We start from the raw sequence: 15411 nt of genomic DNA on the forward strand, positions 1-15411 counted from the left end.
GCTTAAATAGGAGGAAGAAAATGACCCCGGACGTCATTGAGTTTGAGATTCTGACCGACTATAGAATTAAGGTGATTTTATCGAGCGGAAAAACCGGAGTATTTAATGTTGCTCCATACCTTGACAAAGGAATCTTCACGGAATTGAAGGATTATAGCTATTTCAAAAGAGCGAGAATTGAATTCGGAACTCTCGTATGGCCGAATGAACAGGATTTCAGTCCTGAGACAATAGAGATAAAAATGGAGGAGATAGCATAACAAGCGGCTTCAGCGGACAGCAAAACGCGCCGCCGGTGAGCTTTGACCCCGCCGGAAAACCGCACGCCGGGATCTGTGCGGGGGCTGTCGGGTAACCGGCAGCCCTACCGCAACTCTATTACCCCAACGCCATCAAAATGGCTTTCTTAACATCGTCGATCTGCTCCGCATCGTCGAGTTTCTGCCCGTTTACATCCCACACATAAAAGACGTCGACGACTTTGTCGACGCTGGTCGATACTTTTGCCAGGTGGATGTCGAGGCGCAGGTCGTACATGACCCTGGTGATGGTATAGAGGAGGCCGATGCGGTCCTCGGCGTGGACTTCGATGATAGTGTAGAAATCGGACGAGGTATTGTCGATTCTCACCTCGGGCGATTTTTTCAGCGCGTGCTTCGTCATCCCGTTGCCCTTATAGCGTTTGGCCTTTTCAGCGACGCGGTACTCGAGCGATATCTTGCCCGCGAGCGCGCGCGTAATGTCGGTTTTTATCTTATCCCACGCATCTTCATCGACGTTCTTGTCGAAGTAGCTTGCGATACGGAAGATGTCGAGCGCGACTCCGTCGCTTCTCGTGTAGACCTGGGCGCCCAGGATGTTAACGCCGTTTAGGGCCAACACGCCGGAGACCTTGCAGAAGAGACCCGGCTGGTCCGGCGCGACGAGCGTCAGTTCGCAGACGCGGTCTTTGCGCCGCGCGCTTATCCCGATGGCCTCGCGCCCCTCGCGCCCGTCCCGCATCAACTTGAAATGCCTGATGATGTCGTCGCTCGTCTGCGATTGGAGGTAAGAAGGGGGCATCCGCGCGAGAAACGCCTCTATCTCGGTATTTTCGTAGCGCCCGGCCAAGCTCGATTTTACCGATGACGCGGTCTTCTTGCGTCTCTCGATGCTCTTCTTAGTCGTATACTCGCCGCTCTCGATGACATGGATAACCTTCGAGAAAAGCTCGCGCATGAGGATATCCTTCCAGGCGTCCCAGGCTTTCGGGCCGGTCGCCAGGGCATCGGCGATGGAGATAAGGTAGAGCATCTTGGCCGTCTGCCTGTCGGCGATTGTCGATGCCGGCTCGATGATGACGTTCTCGTCGTTTAGGTCGCGGCGCATCGCGGTGCCGGGCAAGAGCAGGTGGTGCTCGACGAGCATGCTGATAACGCGGCCTTCCCGAGCGGTAAAGCCCATGCGCGCGCTGACATCCTTTACCATCTTGGAGCCGCGCTTGCTGTGCTCGTGGCCGCCGCCCTTGCCGATGTCGTGAAGGAGCGCGGCGATGAGTAGGAGGTCTATCCGTTCGATTTCGCCATAGAGCTCACGAAGGAGCGGGTTGGTCGAATCGTAGTTGCCCGCGCCCATCTTTTGCAGCTCGGCTACTGTCAGGAACGAGTGCATGTCGACCGTGTAGAGGTGGTAGGCGTCGTGCTGGGGCAGGCAGACCACATGCTCCCACTCCGGTATATAGCGGGATAGAAGACCGAGGTGGTCCATACACCCCAGCGCGGGCAACGCGCGCGAGCCCGCTTTTAGGATTTCGATGAAGTCGTCGCGCATCTCGCGCGTCCAGGTGTCGGGTCGGGGCAGGTTCTCGAGCCCCTCGCGCACTAGGTCGAGCTTTTTAAAATCGAGGGGATAATCGTGCTCCAGCGCGAGGCGAAAGAGCTTTATCTCCGAGCCGGGAGAGTCGCGCACGGCGTCGGTCGATGCAAGCGAAAGCCTGCCGCCCCTAAGGACGATGCCGCCCGCTATATTTATGCTATCGCTTGCTAATGTAGCGTATACCGGGTTTAAAAGAGCGTCTTTGAGCTGGTCCCAGAAGCCGCGCGATATGCGCTCGACCGCGCTCGCGTGCGTGTAGAACCGGCGCATGAAATTTTCGACTCCGCTGCTTCCGGCGCTCTTCTTAAATCCCAATCCCTTGGCTATCTCAGCCTGGTACTCGAAGAAGAGGCGGTCGGTCTTGCGTTCCGCCGTATGGTGAAGGTAGGTCCGCACCATCAGCATAAACTCGTAAGCCTGCTCAAGCGCACGGGCGTCGAACGCGGAGAGATAACCCTCTTTGGCCAGGCCGTTAAGGGATGCGATACCGAAGAGGCCCTTCGCCGACCAGATGATAGCTTGAATATCGCGCAAACCGCCCTCACCGTCTTTTATATCGGGTTCCAACAGATACGCCGCCTGGCCGTATTGGAGATGTCGCCGTTCGTTTTCGGCGAGGATGTTCTCGAGAAACCGCCCGCCGCCTTTCGCGCGAATCTGCCGGGTAAGCCCGAGTTGCAGCTCCTCCAGGAGCGCGTTGTCGCCGGTGATTAGCCTCGCCTCAAGGAGCGAGGTCCGTACCTCGAAGTCGGATGCCGCCATCCGCAGGCTTTCTTTTAGCGTTCGGGTGCCGTGCCCGACCTCGAGCCCGAGGTCCCAGAGGGGATAGAATAGCTCCTCGGATATTTGCGTGATGTGGACGCGATTCTTCAAGCGGTGGAGTATCATAAGGTCGATATCGGACGCGGGGCAGAGCGCTCGGCGCCCGTACCCGCCCAGGGCCAATACTGCGACCCCTTTAAGGCTCGCCAGAGTACCGCCGAGCACATCGCCGAGGACGCCCGCCGCGATGCGCTGGATAAGCTCGTCTATCATATCGGAGCGTCTCGCGGCGACATCGCGCCCCGAAGGCTCCGCGTAATATGTGTCGTGCAGCTCGCGAAGGCCGCGCTCATAGCTCTCGCGCAGCGTTGCCGGCTTATCCACCATGACCTGCCCGCTTGCCTTAAATCGCATCGGTTCCGCGTTCACTCGTCCGTATCCTTACCACATCGTCGACAGGGTAGATGAATATCTTTCCGTCACCGAACATGCTGCTATTCCGCGTTATTGTTGTGATATACCAGACCTGGTTTTGCTCTCATTATAGGGGCGGATTGTTTCCGGCGTATTTCTCGAAGGTTAAATGTATGTTAAGAACGGGATTGCCATTCAGTCGGGTTGGCCGCGGTTTGATGAGGCGGAACTTGTTCCTTAACACAGCATTGCTATGCTCGTAGTTTTGCTCGTGTTATGAGCCTGTTGCACAAAGTGAAAAAAGACAGTAAAAACCACAATATGTTGTATTTGCGTTAGTCGATAATGACAACATATGGATGACGATTTAGTTTATGCAACAGGCTCTTATAATGGCTTAAAGGATAAACGATTCGCAAAGTCGAAGGAGGTTTTGGATTGGATAATCAGCAATCTCAAGACCTTATAGAGCAGATAAAAGAGTTTCTCAGGGCTATCGATGCCGACGAGGCTATTCTATTTGGGTCAAGGGCGAGGGGCGATGCCCTTGAAACGAGCGATGTCGACCTGGTTGTTATCGACGATAAGTTTGCGGAAATGCCGTTTCCTCGCCGCCTGATATATGTAAGCGAGCTGGACAAGAAACCAAAAAGGCGGTTCGGGACCGCCTTTTTGATGCAATGGAGGGATGCTCCATACTGTATATCCTATATGTTTTTAGAGCGCATCAACCCCGCGCTCACCGGTCCTGATCCTTATTGCATCCTCGACGGAGTAGATGAATATCTTTCCGTCACCGATCTTGCCGGTCTTCGCCGCTTCGGTTATCGTCTCGACTACCTGGGAGACCATACCGTCATCGACGAGTATCTCAAGCTTGGTCTTGGGTACGAAATCCACCTTGTACTCCGCGCCGCGGTATACTTCCGTATGTCCTTTTTGCCGGCCGAAACCTTGGACTTCCGACACGGTAAGGCCTTGGACGCCTATTCCGCTGAGGGCGTTTTTTACGTCATCGAGTTTGAACGGCTTGATTATCGCTTCTATCTTTTTCATCGGTATCCCTCCTTAAGTTACTTGCTCACCGGAGCGGGCTTCGCCGCAAAGCTCGGCGCGGCCTGGGTTGCGTTGACGGCGTGCTCTAAGGTGCCGCTGCTAAACCCGCCGAGCGCGTAGCCGTTCTCGCTGTGGAGCGAGAGGTCGAGACCGTTGACCTCAGCTTCTTCACTCACACGCAGGCCCATTACCGCTTCGATGGCTTTGAGTATGATAAACGACATGATGAACGAGTAGCCGATGGTCGCGCCGATGGCGATGATTTGTTTGACAAAGAGGTCCATGCCGCCGTAGAGCAGGCCGTTCGCGCCGGCTTCGTTAATCGCGACAGTCGCGAAGACGCCGGTGAGAAGCGCCCCGACTATACCGCCGACACCGTGCACGCCGACCACGTCGAGCGAGTCGTCATAGCCGAGCTTGAACTTGAGGCCGACTGCGAGGTAGCATAGGATGCCACCGATAAAACCGATTGCTATCGCAGCGATGGGGCCGACAAAACCGGCTGCCGGGGTGATAGCCACAAGTCCCGCCACAGCGCCTGAGGCCGCGCCTAAGGTCGTTGGCTTGCCGGTCTTTAGCTTCTCGGCGATTATCCAGCCCAAGGCTCCCATACCGGTAGCTATGTGCGTTACCACGAATGCCACTGCGGCTAGGCCGTTCGCCGCAAGGGCGCTTCCGGCGTTAAACCCGAACCAGCCAAACCACAGGATGGCCGCGCCGAGAATGGTCATCGGCAGGTTGTGCGGGTGCATGGCTTCCTTGCCGAAGCCTTTGCGTTTGCCGATAACGATTGCCGCCGCCAGCGCCGCGACCGCCGCGTTGATGTGGACGACGGTGCCGCCCGCAAAGTCGAGCGCGCCGAGCTGCATTATCCAGCCGCCGCCCCACACCCAGTGCGCGACCGGGCTGTAGACGAGTACCAGCCACGCGACCATAAAGACCGCGTATGAGCTGAACTTCATTCTTTCCGCGAACGCACCGGTGATAAGGGCCGGTGTTATGATGGCGAACATCATCTGAAACGCCATAAAGAGAATCTCCGGTATGGTGCTTCCTTCAGCCGGCGCCATACCCACGCCTTTGAGGCCGAACATGCTTAAATCACCTATAAGTCCGAACTTGTCCGGGCCAAACGCGAGGCTGTAACCGACCAGCACCCAAACGATCGTCCCTATTCCCAGCATGATGAAGCTGTGCATTATCGTGCTGAGCACGTTTTTGCTCCGTACCAGGCCGCCGTAGAAGAGCGCGAGTCCCGGGGTCATAAACATAACCAGAGCCGTTGACATTAACATCCAGGCGGTATCGCCCGTATCAAGAGTTCCCATTGGGTATCCCTCCATTCAAAGTGTCAATTGCATTGAGCATCCCTTAATTGTCTAGGAGCTATTTGGTTGTCAAAGAGCGACCGCGGCCATGTTTCAATGATAAGCAACGGATGTTTCAGGCGAATTTCGTTGACGTTAAATGCGTGTTGCTCTTAGGTTTCGAAAGTGTTTCGAGTATGTTAAGGCGAGGTTACGCGGGGGGTTATCGAAAAACACATTCTACGGCGGCGAGGTTGTGGCATCCGCGATAATCTGCGTTAATGTTCCTAGTAGATATAATGAAAACGGAGAGGCGGTACTGTGGATAAGATGAGCGCCTTGCGGTCATGCCGGCTATTTGTCGGTTTGCCCGAATACAATATCGAAGAACTCGACTCTATCTCTCACCCGCGCGCGTTTTCCAAAGACGAGATAATCTTCGCCGACGGCGAGGAGGGCGAGGGGTTCTATGTCGTGATAGACGGGCGGGTCAAAATATACAAGATAGGCGCCGACGGGCGGGAGCAAATTCTGCACTTTGTCGGCGAGGGAGACCCGTTCGCCGAGGTAACGCTCTTTGCCAACACCGCGTATCCGGCTTTTGCCAAGGCGGTTACCAACGCGCGGACGCTTTTTTTCAGGCGCGACGATTTCAAGGCGCTCGTCTGCAAAGACCCGCAGTTGAGCTTGAACATGATCGCGATTCTCTCGCGGCATCTGAGGCGCTTCGCCGTCCTCGTCGAGGAGTTATCGCTCAAAGATGTGCCGGCAAGGGTGGCGCGATATCTGCTAAACCTGGTACCCAAGAACGGCCGCCGCGGCGAAGCCGGCACACAGGTTGAGCTTGATACGAGCAAGACCGAACTCGCCCAGCGCCTGGGGACGATTAGCGAGACCATCTCGAGGACGCTCGGCAAGATGAAGGCGAGCGGTATCATCGATATCGATGGGAAAAAGATCACGATAATCGACGAGGAGATGCTCGAAGAACTGGCCGAAGGCGCACGAAAGTAGATTACCCGGTACCACGAGGGCGACCATATCGAAGTCAGCGAAGCCCACCGGGTACTGCCGGTCGCAAAGGGAGGCGTTGTCGAGCGAATAATTAACGCGCCGACTGGGAAAAAAGGATTTACGACGCCGGTATCGCAGTCTACGGCTTCGGAAGCGTTTCTTCGTATCCGGCTTCGCGGGGCGGGCTTAAAAGTCCTCAAGATACGAACGTGTGAAAACGATACTTTAAGATAGAAGTGTACGACACACCGTTACCTGGGAGGATACTCTATATGAGCGCCGGCAAGCTCAAGCGCGTGTGCGCCTTTCTTTTCGCGGCAGCGTCGGTCTTTGCGATTACGAGCATCGTCGTAAGGCGGCGCAAGGACGTTGCGCATACTTGCGCTTGCGGTGAGCACGAATGCGTGTGCGATATCAACAACAAGAAATGGTTTAACGTGCCCGAGCTGCTCGTGGAGACTATTTCGCACGCCAACGGCGCCGGGGCTCGCCGAGCCTCGAACGCCCGGTTGCAAGCGGGAGAGATAAATCGAACCGCGGCGACGCTCAAAGACATCTTCGAGAAGATAAAAGAGAAATCTCCGTCCAACGACAGTATCGCCGGCATCATAGTCAGTCTGGTAAACTTGCAAAACGCCGTCACGCCGGAATCGGCTATCGATGTTCGAAACATCCACTTCATGAAATCGAGAAATCAAAACCATATGGTAATCGACCTTTATACCGAGCATTACGGCAAACGCCTTTACGAGGAAGAACTCAACCGCCTCTGGGACGACATCTTCTTAGCCGACAACTTTTGGAACGCGGATTTTGTGAGAGTTCGTATCAAAGTCAGGGACAAGAGGACCGAGAGAGCGCTCGAGACCATATCCTGCGATTTCGACGAGGTACGAAAGTACTTGCAAGGCGAGATACCGCTCGAAGAGTTCCAAGGACACTGGAGGAGGCGTAAACCAGGGGCGACCAAAGACAGTGGCGGCGGCTCGCGAACCATCAAGCGCGTCGGGAGAAAATAGGCCGAAAGCATCACCATAAAGCGAACTCAGGGCTGTGTGCGCGGTTCTTTTTACTATTCCACCGGTTAAGCAACCAACGGCAGGTTTGTGTGAAATGCGTTGAATATCGGTTTAAACTAGCCCCGTCGCGGGTATCCATCTATCAACGTATATTGTGGCTCGCTAAATGCGGCTACGGATTGGGCGAGTAAGGGAGGTCACACTCATGGATATGTCGGCTATCGGCGTAGGGGTTATAGGTTTATCGACAGTACTTTTTATCGCTTATCGCTGGAGCAAAATGCTCGCGGAGAGAGGGATGATCGAGATTACACGCGTAGAACTATCCGATGACGGGAGCGCCGTCGATATCACATATCTGGTCAAGAAACCCGGGCGCATCCTCGACCGCCGGGGCAAGGTCTGTTTGCTCGACGAGATGCGAGCGAAAAAGGTAAACGCTATTTCGGCGTCGGAACTCGGAGACGTTATCGACATCAACAGCCGTCGCGACTCGAACGGCAGCATACGCGTGCCCAACAAACACAAGCTGGTTCGCAAGGGTTCGGTCGTCACGGTCGCGATTGGCGACTACAGAAGGGAAGACCTCATCGTAGTATAGCGGGGTTGGGCCGGTTTCGAAGTGCCGCGAACCTATCGCCCCTATTCCTCTTTTTCCTGCTCTTTTTCGGCCCGGATTATTCTAATCAGCGCGACTCGGCGCTGTTGCATCGATTGGATGCGGAAACGGTGGCCGCTGTGCTTAATTTCCTCTCCGGGGCGCGGTATGTGGCCCAGCTTGGAGAGTACCCAGCCGGCAATCGTGTCATACTCCGGAGACTCGGGGATTTCCAACTCGAAGCGCTCGTTTAACTCATCGACAGTGATTCTGCCGTCGACGACTATCTCCCGGTCGCTGACGGCTTTTATGAGTTCGTCTTCTTCCGCCTTAGCGCCGAATTCACCGACTATTTCCTCGATTATGTCTTCGACAGCGACGATTCCCGATGTGCCGCCGTATTCGTCGAGGACAACTGCGAGTGAGAGCTTGCTGGTCTGCATATCTTTGAGCAGGCTAATGGCGCGGCGCGTCTCCGGCACGTGGATGACCGCGCGCATGATGTCGATAACCGGCGCGTCGAGCTGGTTATTTTCGATAAGGTCGATAAGGTCGATAAGGTGTATCGCCCCGATGATGTTGTCGAGGTTTTCCTGGTAGACCAGGAGACGCGAGTGCCCGCTCTCTCTCGTTTCCTCCAGGGCTTCCTTGACGGTGGCGGTCGATTCCACGGCCGTAATATCGGGGCGCGGCACCATTATCTGACGCGTTAGGATATCGCCGAACTCGAAAGCCTGCCGGATAAGTTCTTTCTCCTCATCGAGGAGCGCCGAATGCTGGGTCACCAGGAATTTCAACTCGTCTTCCGTAGTCGAGGGCGCGACGTCTTCGGGGCGGACCCCGAAGAGGCGGATGACTAAGTTGGTCGAAATCGTAAGCGCTCTGATAACGGGATAGGTGATGACGCTAAACCACTCGATGGGACGGGCTACCGCGAACGCGATTTGCTCCGATTTCAAGATGGCGAGTCTTTTCGGGACGAGTTCGCCGAAGACCAGGGTTATGTAGGATACCGCGAAAGTCACCAGAACGAGCGCGACCGCGTTGGGCGCGCGGGAGATTAGTGGTATGTCGAGCATTTGAATGAACCGGCCGACGTCGTCGGCGAGCTGGGAGGCTGCGGTGGCACTGGCCATGAATCCCGCCAATGTGACCCCGACCTGGATGGTCGCGAGAAACCTGCTCGGGTCTTTCGAGAAGTCGAGGACGATGTGAGCCGTCTTCGAACCCTTCTCGGCCATCGGGCGGATTCGTGTTTCGCGCACCGATATGACTGCGATCTCGGCACCGGCGAAGAATGCGTTTACGAATATTAATGCGCTGATGAGTATGAAGTTGAACTGTAACTCGCTCATTGCGTCCTTTCTCAAAGTGCTATGTAGTAAAGTATAAGACGCCGTAGAACAATTGCAACCCTTCTTTCAATTGGTATATGTTGACAGGCTACCGGTTTAATGGGTATGATTGACTTAGTTTTAAACCTGACAAACCCCAACCAGAGCATATGATATATCGAAAAACACGCGACAGAGTTATACTGGGTGTGCTATTAGTCGGCGCGATGTTGGCTGGCGCTTCGTCGTTGGCACTTGCCCAGGATACCGCCGCACTCGTCGAAGAGCGCTGCACGGAATGCCATCCCGCGGAGAAGCGCTGGAAGAACGTGAAAAAGACCGAGAAGCAATGGACCCGGATAATCGACCAGATGGTACGCTACGGGGCGCAGCTCAACGATGCTGAAACAGCGCTTACCGTCGAGTACCTCACGGCGATGAGTAAGGGCACGATAAAACAGCCCACTACTACCACGACGAAGATAATACCTAAGCCGGTCGTCACAACGACCGTCGAAGGAAAAGACGCCCACGCTCTCAAGACGACGACCACGGTTACCGAGCCGCCGACGACCACTACTTTGGTTACTACGCCGACCACTGTGCTTGCCGTAGCCGTGGCCCCGCCTACCGAGAACGTTCCCGGCCAGCAAGCCGAGACCGGCGTCGAGATGGTCTGGTACCTTCTTGGAGGCGGAATGTTGCTCGGGAGTGGAATATCGCTGAGGAACAAAAATAAGCAATTGGACAGCTAGGTTCGTGCCGTCCGTTGAGTGATGCTCGCTCTATAGCGGTGAACCGGAGCGGTGCGGTGAACCGGAGAAGAAGACCAGCCCTGGGGGGCTTATTTTTTTTGCGGTCTTACCGCGGGCGCAGCCTGTATGAATGAGTCTGAGTCGAACCGGGTTTTGCCGCCGGCCCCTTGACGGTATTGCCCGTACTGGTCGTATCGTCGTCTTTGTTTCCCTTGTTTATGCGGTCGATTGCTTGCAGGGCCTCTTGATAGCCGGGGTCGTAGACGAGCGCTTGCCGATAGTCGGCGATAGCTTGTTCGTCCCGGCCCATGCGATCATACGCCGCCGCCCTGTAATAATACGCCTCGACCGTATGGGGCATCATCTCTACCAATTGGTCATAGACTTTAACCGCCGACCCGTAGTCGCCGGTGGCCATGTGGATATCTCCCAGCTCTAAAAAGACCATCGGGTCCATAGAGCCGCTTGCGCCGATATTCTTCAGCCTCGCATCCACTCTGTCTTGCAGTCGTTTTCTCTTTGCCGCGAAACCTTCTTTGACCTCGGCGATGTCGGCGGATTTCGGGTTGATGAACTCCGCGGCGCGTATCGCTTCGAGCATCTCATCATAGAGGCTAAGCGCCAGGCTTGCCTCGGCGCGGCTCATGTGCGACTCGATGTTTGCCGGGTCCTCCACGGACGCTTTGCGTGCGGCTTTCAGGTCCGCTACCAGTTCGGCATAGGTCTTCGGCTTGTCGCCGACGGGCTTCTTCTTTTGCTCCGGTTCTTTGAATAGCTGTTTTACCACGCGGACGATACTTGTCTTTAGCGGTTTTGTGTCGACAAGGACACCTTGGACATTAAGTCTGGTCTTTGCGCTGTATTTTGGGTTACATGTTGTAAGCGTTACTTTCGCGTCGCTCGTCGGGCGCAGGGTGGATACGTTCTTCGGGTCTACGACCGCGACGGTCTCGACCCGGTACTCGTACCGGTAGTCGACTGTCTCGAGGATTATCACATCACCCTGGTTTAGCTCGTCGAGCCGGTTGAAGGGGCGGGTATAGGTCACGCGGTGGCCGGCGATTCCGCAATTTCCTTTGTCGCCGGGGTTGGCCATCCCGGCGTAGTGGCCGGGGCCGTTCTTTAAGGCCTCGGGGGACGAGTTCTCCATCACGACCTGGTTTACGCCTATCTTGGGGATGATTATCTTCGTCTTAGGAAACGGCGTCTTAGTTTTCTTGCCATTACCGGGGGCCGCACCGCCCAGAATCGCTTCTTCGTCGGGCAGCCGGCCGGCGGCGACCATGCGGTCTTGATCGTTCCGCACCTTTACGGCTTCGGCCGTCTGGCTCTTGGCCTGCTTCTCCCAGGCCTTCATGAGTTCCACCGATTTATAGTAGCCGTAGGCTTCTGTGGCAAGCGGAAATACGATGACGATAATGCCGCTTATGATAAGTAGGTTTGAGAGGCGCTTTCTCGATTTTCTGCTGAGCTTTTCTAATCTCTTACTAAACACGGATGACGCTATTTCCACCTTATGCCATCGTTTGCATTAAGCTTACCGGAAAACGCGCTGTTAATCCAGCCTAAGGCAAGATTTTGCCCGCGGGTGAAGCTACTTGTCGGACGAAGAAGCAGTCGCAGCGACAGGCTCCTATCATCCTTGACACGCCCCCCGCAAGCGGGTATCTTGAATACGCGACGGATGTCGTGAAACAAGCGCCCGTAGCTCAGGGGATAGAGCGTTGGTCTCCGGAACCAAAGGTCGTAGGTTCGAATCCTACCGGGCGCGCAACATGTAAGCAGGTGAAATGCTTAGACAAGCCAGGGGAATAATGCCCGAAAGTACCAAAAAAGTACCAAAATAAAAAAACCTGCGGGAATTAACCGCAGGCCTTGAAAGTACCAAATGGCGGCAGCTACGCTTTAGCCGTCTCCGCGCCAAACAAAACGCCCTCTAGCTTCGTTGCAGCGTCTTTCTGTGTTAAATGCTAGCGCCACTCTTGAATTTCAATACCCCAGACTGCATTAGCAGACGATACATCCAGATAATACCAGCCAGGCGGTACGTGTAAATAACTGCGGTCGGAGCTAGGACCATCAATCGATGTGTCATAGAGATGATAATGAAGAATTAAAAACTGGGTCCAGCAATATCAATCTCAGTATCCTCAATGGTTTTATAGATTTGATAGATTGTATTAATGCTAGTTCCCAGACCTACCTTAATTCTTCTACCCTAACATTCCATTTAGCATTGGCTGCCTGCACCACCAGATAGTATTGACCAGGGCTTTTAGTGGCATATGAGGTATCTGAGGCACGCGTAGCATAGACATCTGGCCAATCTAATTCTCTAGTATCTGATTTAACTATATACATATTGGCCAATGCGTCCCCACCCTCGATTGTGTAAACCAATCTTATTTCCCCAGTAGTCAGTTCAAAATCAATTGACCTTACAGTTTGTCTTTCTGCAGGAAGGCTATTGCCTGAAAGATAAACCACAGGTGTCCACTGTTTCTTTTCAGTGGTTGTAGTTGGTGCTTCGGTTGTGGTTGCCCGTTCTCTTACTCTTTTCGCTTCGGTTGTGGTTGTTGGCTCTTCGCCTTCGCCACCCAAGCTGGCAATAAAGCCGAGGATTAAAATTGCTGCTGAAATAATAAATATCCACTTGATAGGTCCACTCACTATGGGCTCACGCATAACCGATTACCCCCACTGCTCAAGCCTGTTGCATAGATATTACCCAAGTACAGCATTCTCCAACAACCTTGAGAGTTTACGAGAACCTTAACATTTCTTAGCATTCTAGGGACGTGAGATTTTTTTGACTTCATCCTTCTTCATCAGTCGTTGAGCCTGAGAGCGAGCAGTCTTTTTAAGAGTATGCCTTTTTTATGGTGTCGGAAAACCCTGTTATAGCCGTCTCACGGTCATGATTCGTCATCTTCAATGTTAGGTTTTGTTAGGTTCGCTGAAACGCTTTCCCGCTTCAACATTTTTCAACAAGCTGAAGTTTTATGAGGTAGCGTTCATTTTTATGTTCGCGTAAACTCGCAAGGCCATCAGGTTTTGTTTCTCTTGCCTTGCCGGACTTTTGTGGCAATTTTGTCGTAGGTTAGAGATAGTTATGCCAGGGTATACCTATAAATAGCTTAAAAATAAGGGAGGGGTGAGGTAGGTATGTTAAATAGGTTTTTACTGCTAGCCGCTATCGCCATTGTCGCTTTAGTTGGGGTGCTCGTGGCCACTACCGGCCTGGCTTCAACAAGCTACAAGGACGTTCCAACTGGCGCATGGTATGCTCCCTATTTGGACCTTGATTCTATAAGCGGCTATCCAGACGGAACATTTCGAGGCGAGAAGCTCGTTACACGGGCGGAGTTTGCCAAGATTATTATCGCTGCGATCAATGAAAGCCCTTCGGGATCCCCATCATCGTTTACCGATGTTACCAGCGACTACTGGGCTCGTGGTTACATCGAGCGGGCGAAAGAACTCAGAATAATCGGTGGTTATGCTGATGGCACATTTAAGCCAACAAATTATGTGACTCGCCAAGAGGCTGCAAAGATAATCGTGTTGGCTAAAAACATTGCACCAGTAGCCTATCGAGGCGAATTCTCCGATGTTTCTTCATCGATGTGGAGCGCACAGTATATCCAAGCCGCCAAGGATGCGGGCATCATTAGCGGATATCCTGATGGTACGTTTAAGCCTACCGGGCAAACAGCTAGGATGCAGGCCGCCAAGATGGTCTACGTGATGATACATGGAAGCGACGTTACCACGACGACAACTCTGCCGAGCACGACAACGACGACCAAACTAACAACCACGACGACGATTCCAAAAGGTAGCGATAGCACAATCGTCTATATCACAGCGACCGGAACAAAATACCATCGGGACGGGTGTAGATATTTAGTGAAGAGCAAAATCGCCATAACCTTGGGTGAAGCAAAATCGCAAGGCTACGGGCCTTGTAGTGTGTGTGATCCGCCGCAATAACCACAAGGAGATATCCATGAAAAAGACTTTTATCCCGTTAATAATAAGCCTATTAATTATGGCCGGGTGTGCGGATAGTCCTGTTAAGCAGGAACAAACCGAAGCAACCGTTAAGCAGAAGTCGTCTCAGGAAACTCAAAAAGAAACTGCAAAACCAGCACCGGTTGAGCTAGCGATGTCTGCAGCTATTGAGGGAGACACATTGTTCATCAAGGGAACGGCTAACCTTCCTGATGGAGCAGTGCTCTCTTATGATATTCGCCATGAGGGTCTGGCTACTCGCACGGATGTCCCGCTAGAGAATCTACAGATGGAAGGTACGGTTGAGGTTAAGACTGGTGCCTGGACGATAATGCAGCCATTGACTGGTTGGCCAAAAGGCGAGCTTGAGCTTTGGGTTGCATTTATGATTGTTCCCGGCGCGGTAGACCAGCCCAAGGAGATAAGTAATATCTACGGTGAGACCGGCGAGAATATTAAGGGCGATCAAAGCAGGGCGCCATTCAGGGAAGACGCAGGAATAAGGCAGGCGGAGATAGAATCGAAAATTAAGTACTAGGTTCAGACTAGCGGGGAACCAAAGGTCGTAGGTTCGAATCCTACCGGGCGCGCATAGCAATAGCAGGTAAAATGCTAAGATATACCAAGGTAAAAATGCCCGAAAGTACCAAAAAAGTACCAAAATAAAAAAACTTGCGGGAATTAACCGCAGGCCTTGAAAGTACCAAATGGCGGCAGCTACGCTTTAGCCGTCTCCGCGCCAAACAGAACGCCCCCTAGCTTTGCCGCCGCGTCTTTCTGTGTAGACGGTAGTAAATGCCCGTAACGGTCCATTGTCACTTGAATGCTCGAGTGTCCCAAGTGCGCCTGGATCGCTTTCGGTTGGACGTTGGTGGCAATCATCAATGTTGCGCAAGTGTGGCGAAGCGCGTGCATTCCCATTTCACGAATGCCGGCAACGCGCAACGCAGGCAAGAATTTCTTTTTATAAACCCAATCCGGATGGTATGGCTTGCCCTGCTTGGTGCAGAATACTGAATAAAATGGTAATCCCCCGGCTCTGCCGGGGGACTCACGGAGTTTGACAATTACGGGAATATACGCAAGCCTCCAATCTGTGAACCGCTTAAAGTTTACAGAAAAGGAGGCTTGCGTTGAACGACAACGAAAGTTTATGCCATAGCGTATGGGAGTGCAAGTATCACGTGGTGTGGATACCCAAATATCGACGCAAAGTGTTATACGGCGGGATTCGCAAATACTTAGGCGATGTGTTTCATAATCTATGCCAAACAGCGTGAGAGT

13 protein-coding genes, 1 tRNA gene and 3 pseudogenes are annotated in these 15411 nt (G+C 53.5%); 10 read left to right on the forward strand and 7 right to left on the reverse strand.

Annotation, left to right across the window (positions count from 1 at the left end; all coding sequences use genetic code 11):
- Positions 1–20: 20 nt before the first annotated feature.
- A complete protein-coding gene (locus KGZ93_02620) occupies positions 21–260 on the forward strand; it encodes a DUF2442 domain-containing protein (GenBank protein MBS3908518.1) in 240 nt (79 codons plus the stop codon).
- A gap of 118 nt (positions 261–378) precedes the next feature.
- Here KGZ93_02620 and glnD read toward each other — a convergent pair whose 3' ends face one another.
- Together glnD and KGZ93_02630 are read right to left on the reverse strand one after the other, a co-directional pair.
- Complete coding sequence (gene glnD, locus KGZ93_02625) at positions 379–3030, reverse strand: [protein-PII] uridylyltransferase (GenBank protein ID MBS3908519.1); 2652 nt, start codon at positions 3028–3030, stop codon at positions 379–381.
- A pseudogene (locus tag KGZ93_02630) lies at positions 3020–3100 on the reverse strand (transcriptional regulator). Before KGZ93_02630 ends, glnD begins: the two are co-directional and overlap by 11 nt.
- 341 nt (positions 3101–3441) lie before the next feature.
- Between KGZ93_02630 and KGZ93_02635 the strand changes: the two are divergent.
- A pseudogene (locus tag KGZ93_02635) lies at positions 3442–3675 on the forward strand (nucleotidyltransferase domain-containing protein).
- A gap of 72 nt (positions 3676–3747) precedes the next feature.
- Here the strand turns inward: KGZ93_02635 and KGZ93_02640 are convergent.
- Both KGZ93_02640 and KGZ93_02645 read right to left on the reverse strand, forming a co-directional pair.
- Positions 3748–4086: a P-II family nitrogen regulator gene (locus KGZ93_02640; protein MBS3908520.1), complete on the reverse strand. Its 339-nt coding sequence runs from the start codon at positions 4084–4086 to the stop codon at positions 3748–3750.
- Between the two features lie 17 nt (positions 4087–4103).
- The gene (locus tag KGZ93_02645) at positions 4104–5414 is read right to left on the reverse strand and encodes an ammonium transporter (GenBank protein ID MBS3908521.1); all 1311 of its coding nucleotides are present in this window, start codon (positions 5412–5414) and stop codon (positions 4104–4106) included.
- Positions 5415–5723: 309 nt separating this feature from the next.
- On the opposite strand from KGZ93_02645, the gene KGZ93_02650 reads away from it, so the two are divergent.
- The 3 genes from KGZ93_02650 (at position 5724) to KGZ93_02660 (ending at position 8027) form a co-directional block, all read left to right on the forward strand.
- On the forward strand, positions 5724–6407 hold the full coding sequence (locus tag KGZ93_02650; protein ID MBS3908522.1) for a Crp/Fnr family transcriptional regulator: 684 nt from the start codon (positions 5724–5726) through the stop codon (positions 6405–6407).
- Between the two features lie 272 nt (positions 6408–6679).
- Positions 6680–7426, forward strand: a complete 747-nt coding sequence (locus KGZ93_02655) for a hypothetical protein (protein MBS3908523.1) — start codon at positions 6680–6682, stop codon at positions 7424–7426.
- 205 nt (positions 7427–7631) lie between these two features.
- The gene (locus KGZ93_02660; GenBank protein ID MBS3908524.1) at positions 7632–8027 is read left to right on the forward strand and encodes a hypothetical protein; all 396 of its coding nucleotides are present in this window, start codon (positions 7632–7634) and stop codon (positions 8025–8027) included.
- A gap of 41 nt (positions 8028–8068) precedes the next feature.
- Here the strand turns inward: KGZ93_02660 and KGZ93_02665 are convergent, their stop codons facing one another.
- Positions 8069–9379, reverse strand: a complete 1311-nt coding sequence (locus tag KGZ93_02665) for an HlyC/CorC family transporter (GenBank protein ID MBS3908525.1) — start codon at positions 9377–9379, stop codon at positions 8069–8071.
- 227 nt (positions 9380–9606) lie between these two features.
- On the opposite strand from KGZ93_02665, the gene KGZ93_02670 reads away from it, so the two are divergent.
- Complete coding sequence (locus KGZ93_02670; GenBank protein MBS3908526.1) at positions 9607–10113, forward strand: hypothetical protein; 507 nt, start codon at positions 9607–9609, stop codon at positions 10111–10113.
- 106 nt (positions 10114–10219) lie between these two features.
- Here KGZ93_02670 and KGZ93_02675 read toward each other — a convergent pair whose 3' ends face one another.
- Entirely contained in the window at positions 10220–11626 is a 1407-nt protein-coding gene (locus tag KGZ93_02675) for a sortase (GenBank protein MBS3908527.1), read from the reverse strand.
- A gap of 185 nt (positions 11627–11811) precedes the next feature.
- Between KGZ93_02675 and KGZ93_02680 the strand changes: the two genes are divergently transcribed.
- Positions 11812–11884: transfer RNA gene (locus tag KGZ93_02680), tRNA-Arg, on the forward strand.
- 428 nt (positions 11885–12312) lie between these two features.
- Here the strand turns inward: KGZ93_02680 and KGZ93_02685 are convergent.
- The gene (locus KGZ93_02685) at positions 12313–12798 is read right to left on the reverse strand and encodes a hypothetical protein (GenBank protein ID MBS3908528.1); all 486 of its coding nucleotides are present in this window, start codon (positions 12796–12798) and stop codon (positions 12313–12315) included.
- 480 nt (positions 12799–13278) lie between these two features.
- On the opposite strand from KGZ93_02685, the gene KGZ93_02690 reads away from it, so the two are divergent.
- The 3 genes and pseudogenes from KGZ93_02690 (at position 13279) to KGZ93_02700 (ending at position 15392) form a co-directional block, all read left to right on the forward strand.
- Positions 13279–14106, forward strand: coding sequence for an S-layer homology domain-containing protein (locus KGZ93_02690; protein MBS3908529.1), 828 nt, complete (start codon positions 13279–13281; stop codon positions 14104–14106).
- Between the two features lie 16 nt (positions 14107–14122).
- Positions 14123–14665, forward strand: coding sequence for a hypothetical protein (locus KGZ93_02695; GenBank protein ID MBS3908530.1), 543 nt, complete (start codon positions 14123–14125; stop codon positions 14663–14665).
- Positions 14666–15260: 595 nt separating this feature from the next.
- Positions 15261–15392, forward strand: a pseudogene (locus KGZ93_02700) (transposase).
- The last annotated feature ends 19 nt before the right edge of the window (positions 15393–15411 follow it).

The organism is Actinomycetota bacterium (genome assembly GCA_018333515.1).
Classification (GTDB): Bacteria; Actinomycetota; Aquicultoria; order Aquicultorales; family Aquicultoraceae; genus Aquicultor.

Bases quoted from the DNA above. Each gene is read 5' to 3' on its own strand.
- KGZ93_02640 (MBS3908520.1), bottom strand. From the start codon at position 4,086: ATGAAAAAGATAGAAGCGATAATCAAGCCGTTCAAACTCGATGACGTA.
- KGZ93_02660 (MBS3908524.1), top strand. From the start codon at position 7,632: ATGGATATGTCGGCTATCGGCGTAGGGGTTATAGGTTTATCGACAGTA.
- KGZ93_02695 (MBS3908530.1), top strand. From the start codon at position 14,123: ATGAAAAAGACTTTTATCCCGTTAATAATAAGCCTATTAATTATGGCC.
- KGZ93_02665 (MBS3908525.1), bottom strand. From the start codon at position 9,379: ATGAGCGAGTTACAGTTCAACTTCATACTCATCAGCGCATTAATATTC.
- KGZ93_02620 (MBS3908518.1), top strand. From the start codon at position 21: ATGACCCCGGACGTCATTGAGTTTGAGATTCTGACCGACTATAGAATT.
- KGZ93_02655 (MBS3908523.1), top strand. From the start codon at position 6,680: ATGAGCGCCGGCAAGCTCAAGCGCGTGTGCGCCTTTCTTTTCGCGGCA.
- KGZ93_02685 (MBS3908528.1), bottom strand. From the start codon at position 12,798: ATGCGTGAGCCCATAGTGAGTGGACCTATCAAGTGGATATTTATTATT.
- KGZ93_02690 (MBS3908529.1), top strand. From the start codon at position 13,279: ATGTTAAATAGGTTTTTACTGCTAGCCGCTATCGCCATTGTCGCTTTA.
- KGZ93_02645 (MBS3908521.1), bottom strand. From the start codon at position 5,414: ATGGGAACTCTTGATACGGGCGATACCGCCTGGATGTTAATGTCAACG.
- KGZ93_02650 (MBS3908522.1), top strand. From the start codon at position 5,724: ATGAGCGCCTTGCGGTCATGCCGGCTATTTGTCGGTTTGCCCGAATAC.
- glnD (MBS3908519.1), bottom strand. From the start codon at position 3,030: ATGCGATTTAAGGCAAGCGGGCAGGTCATGGTGGATAAGCCGGCAACG.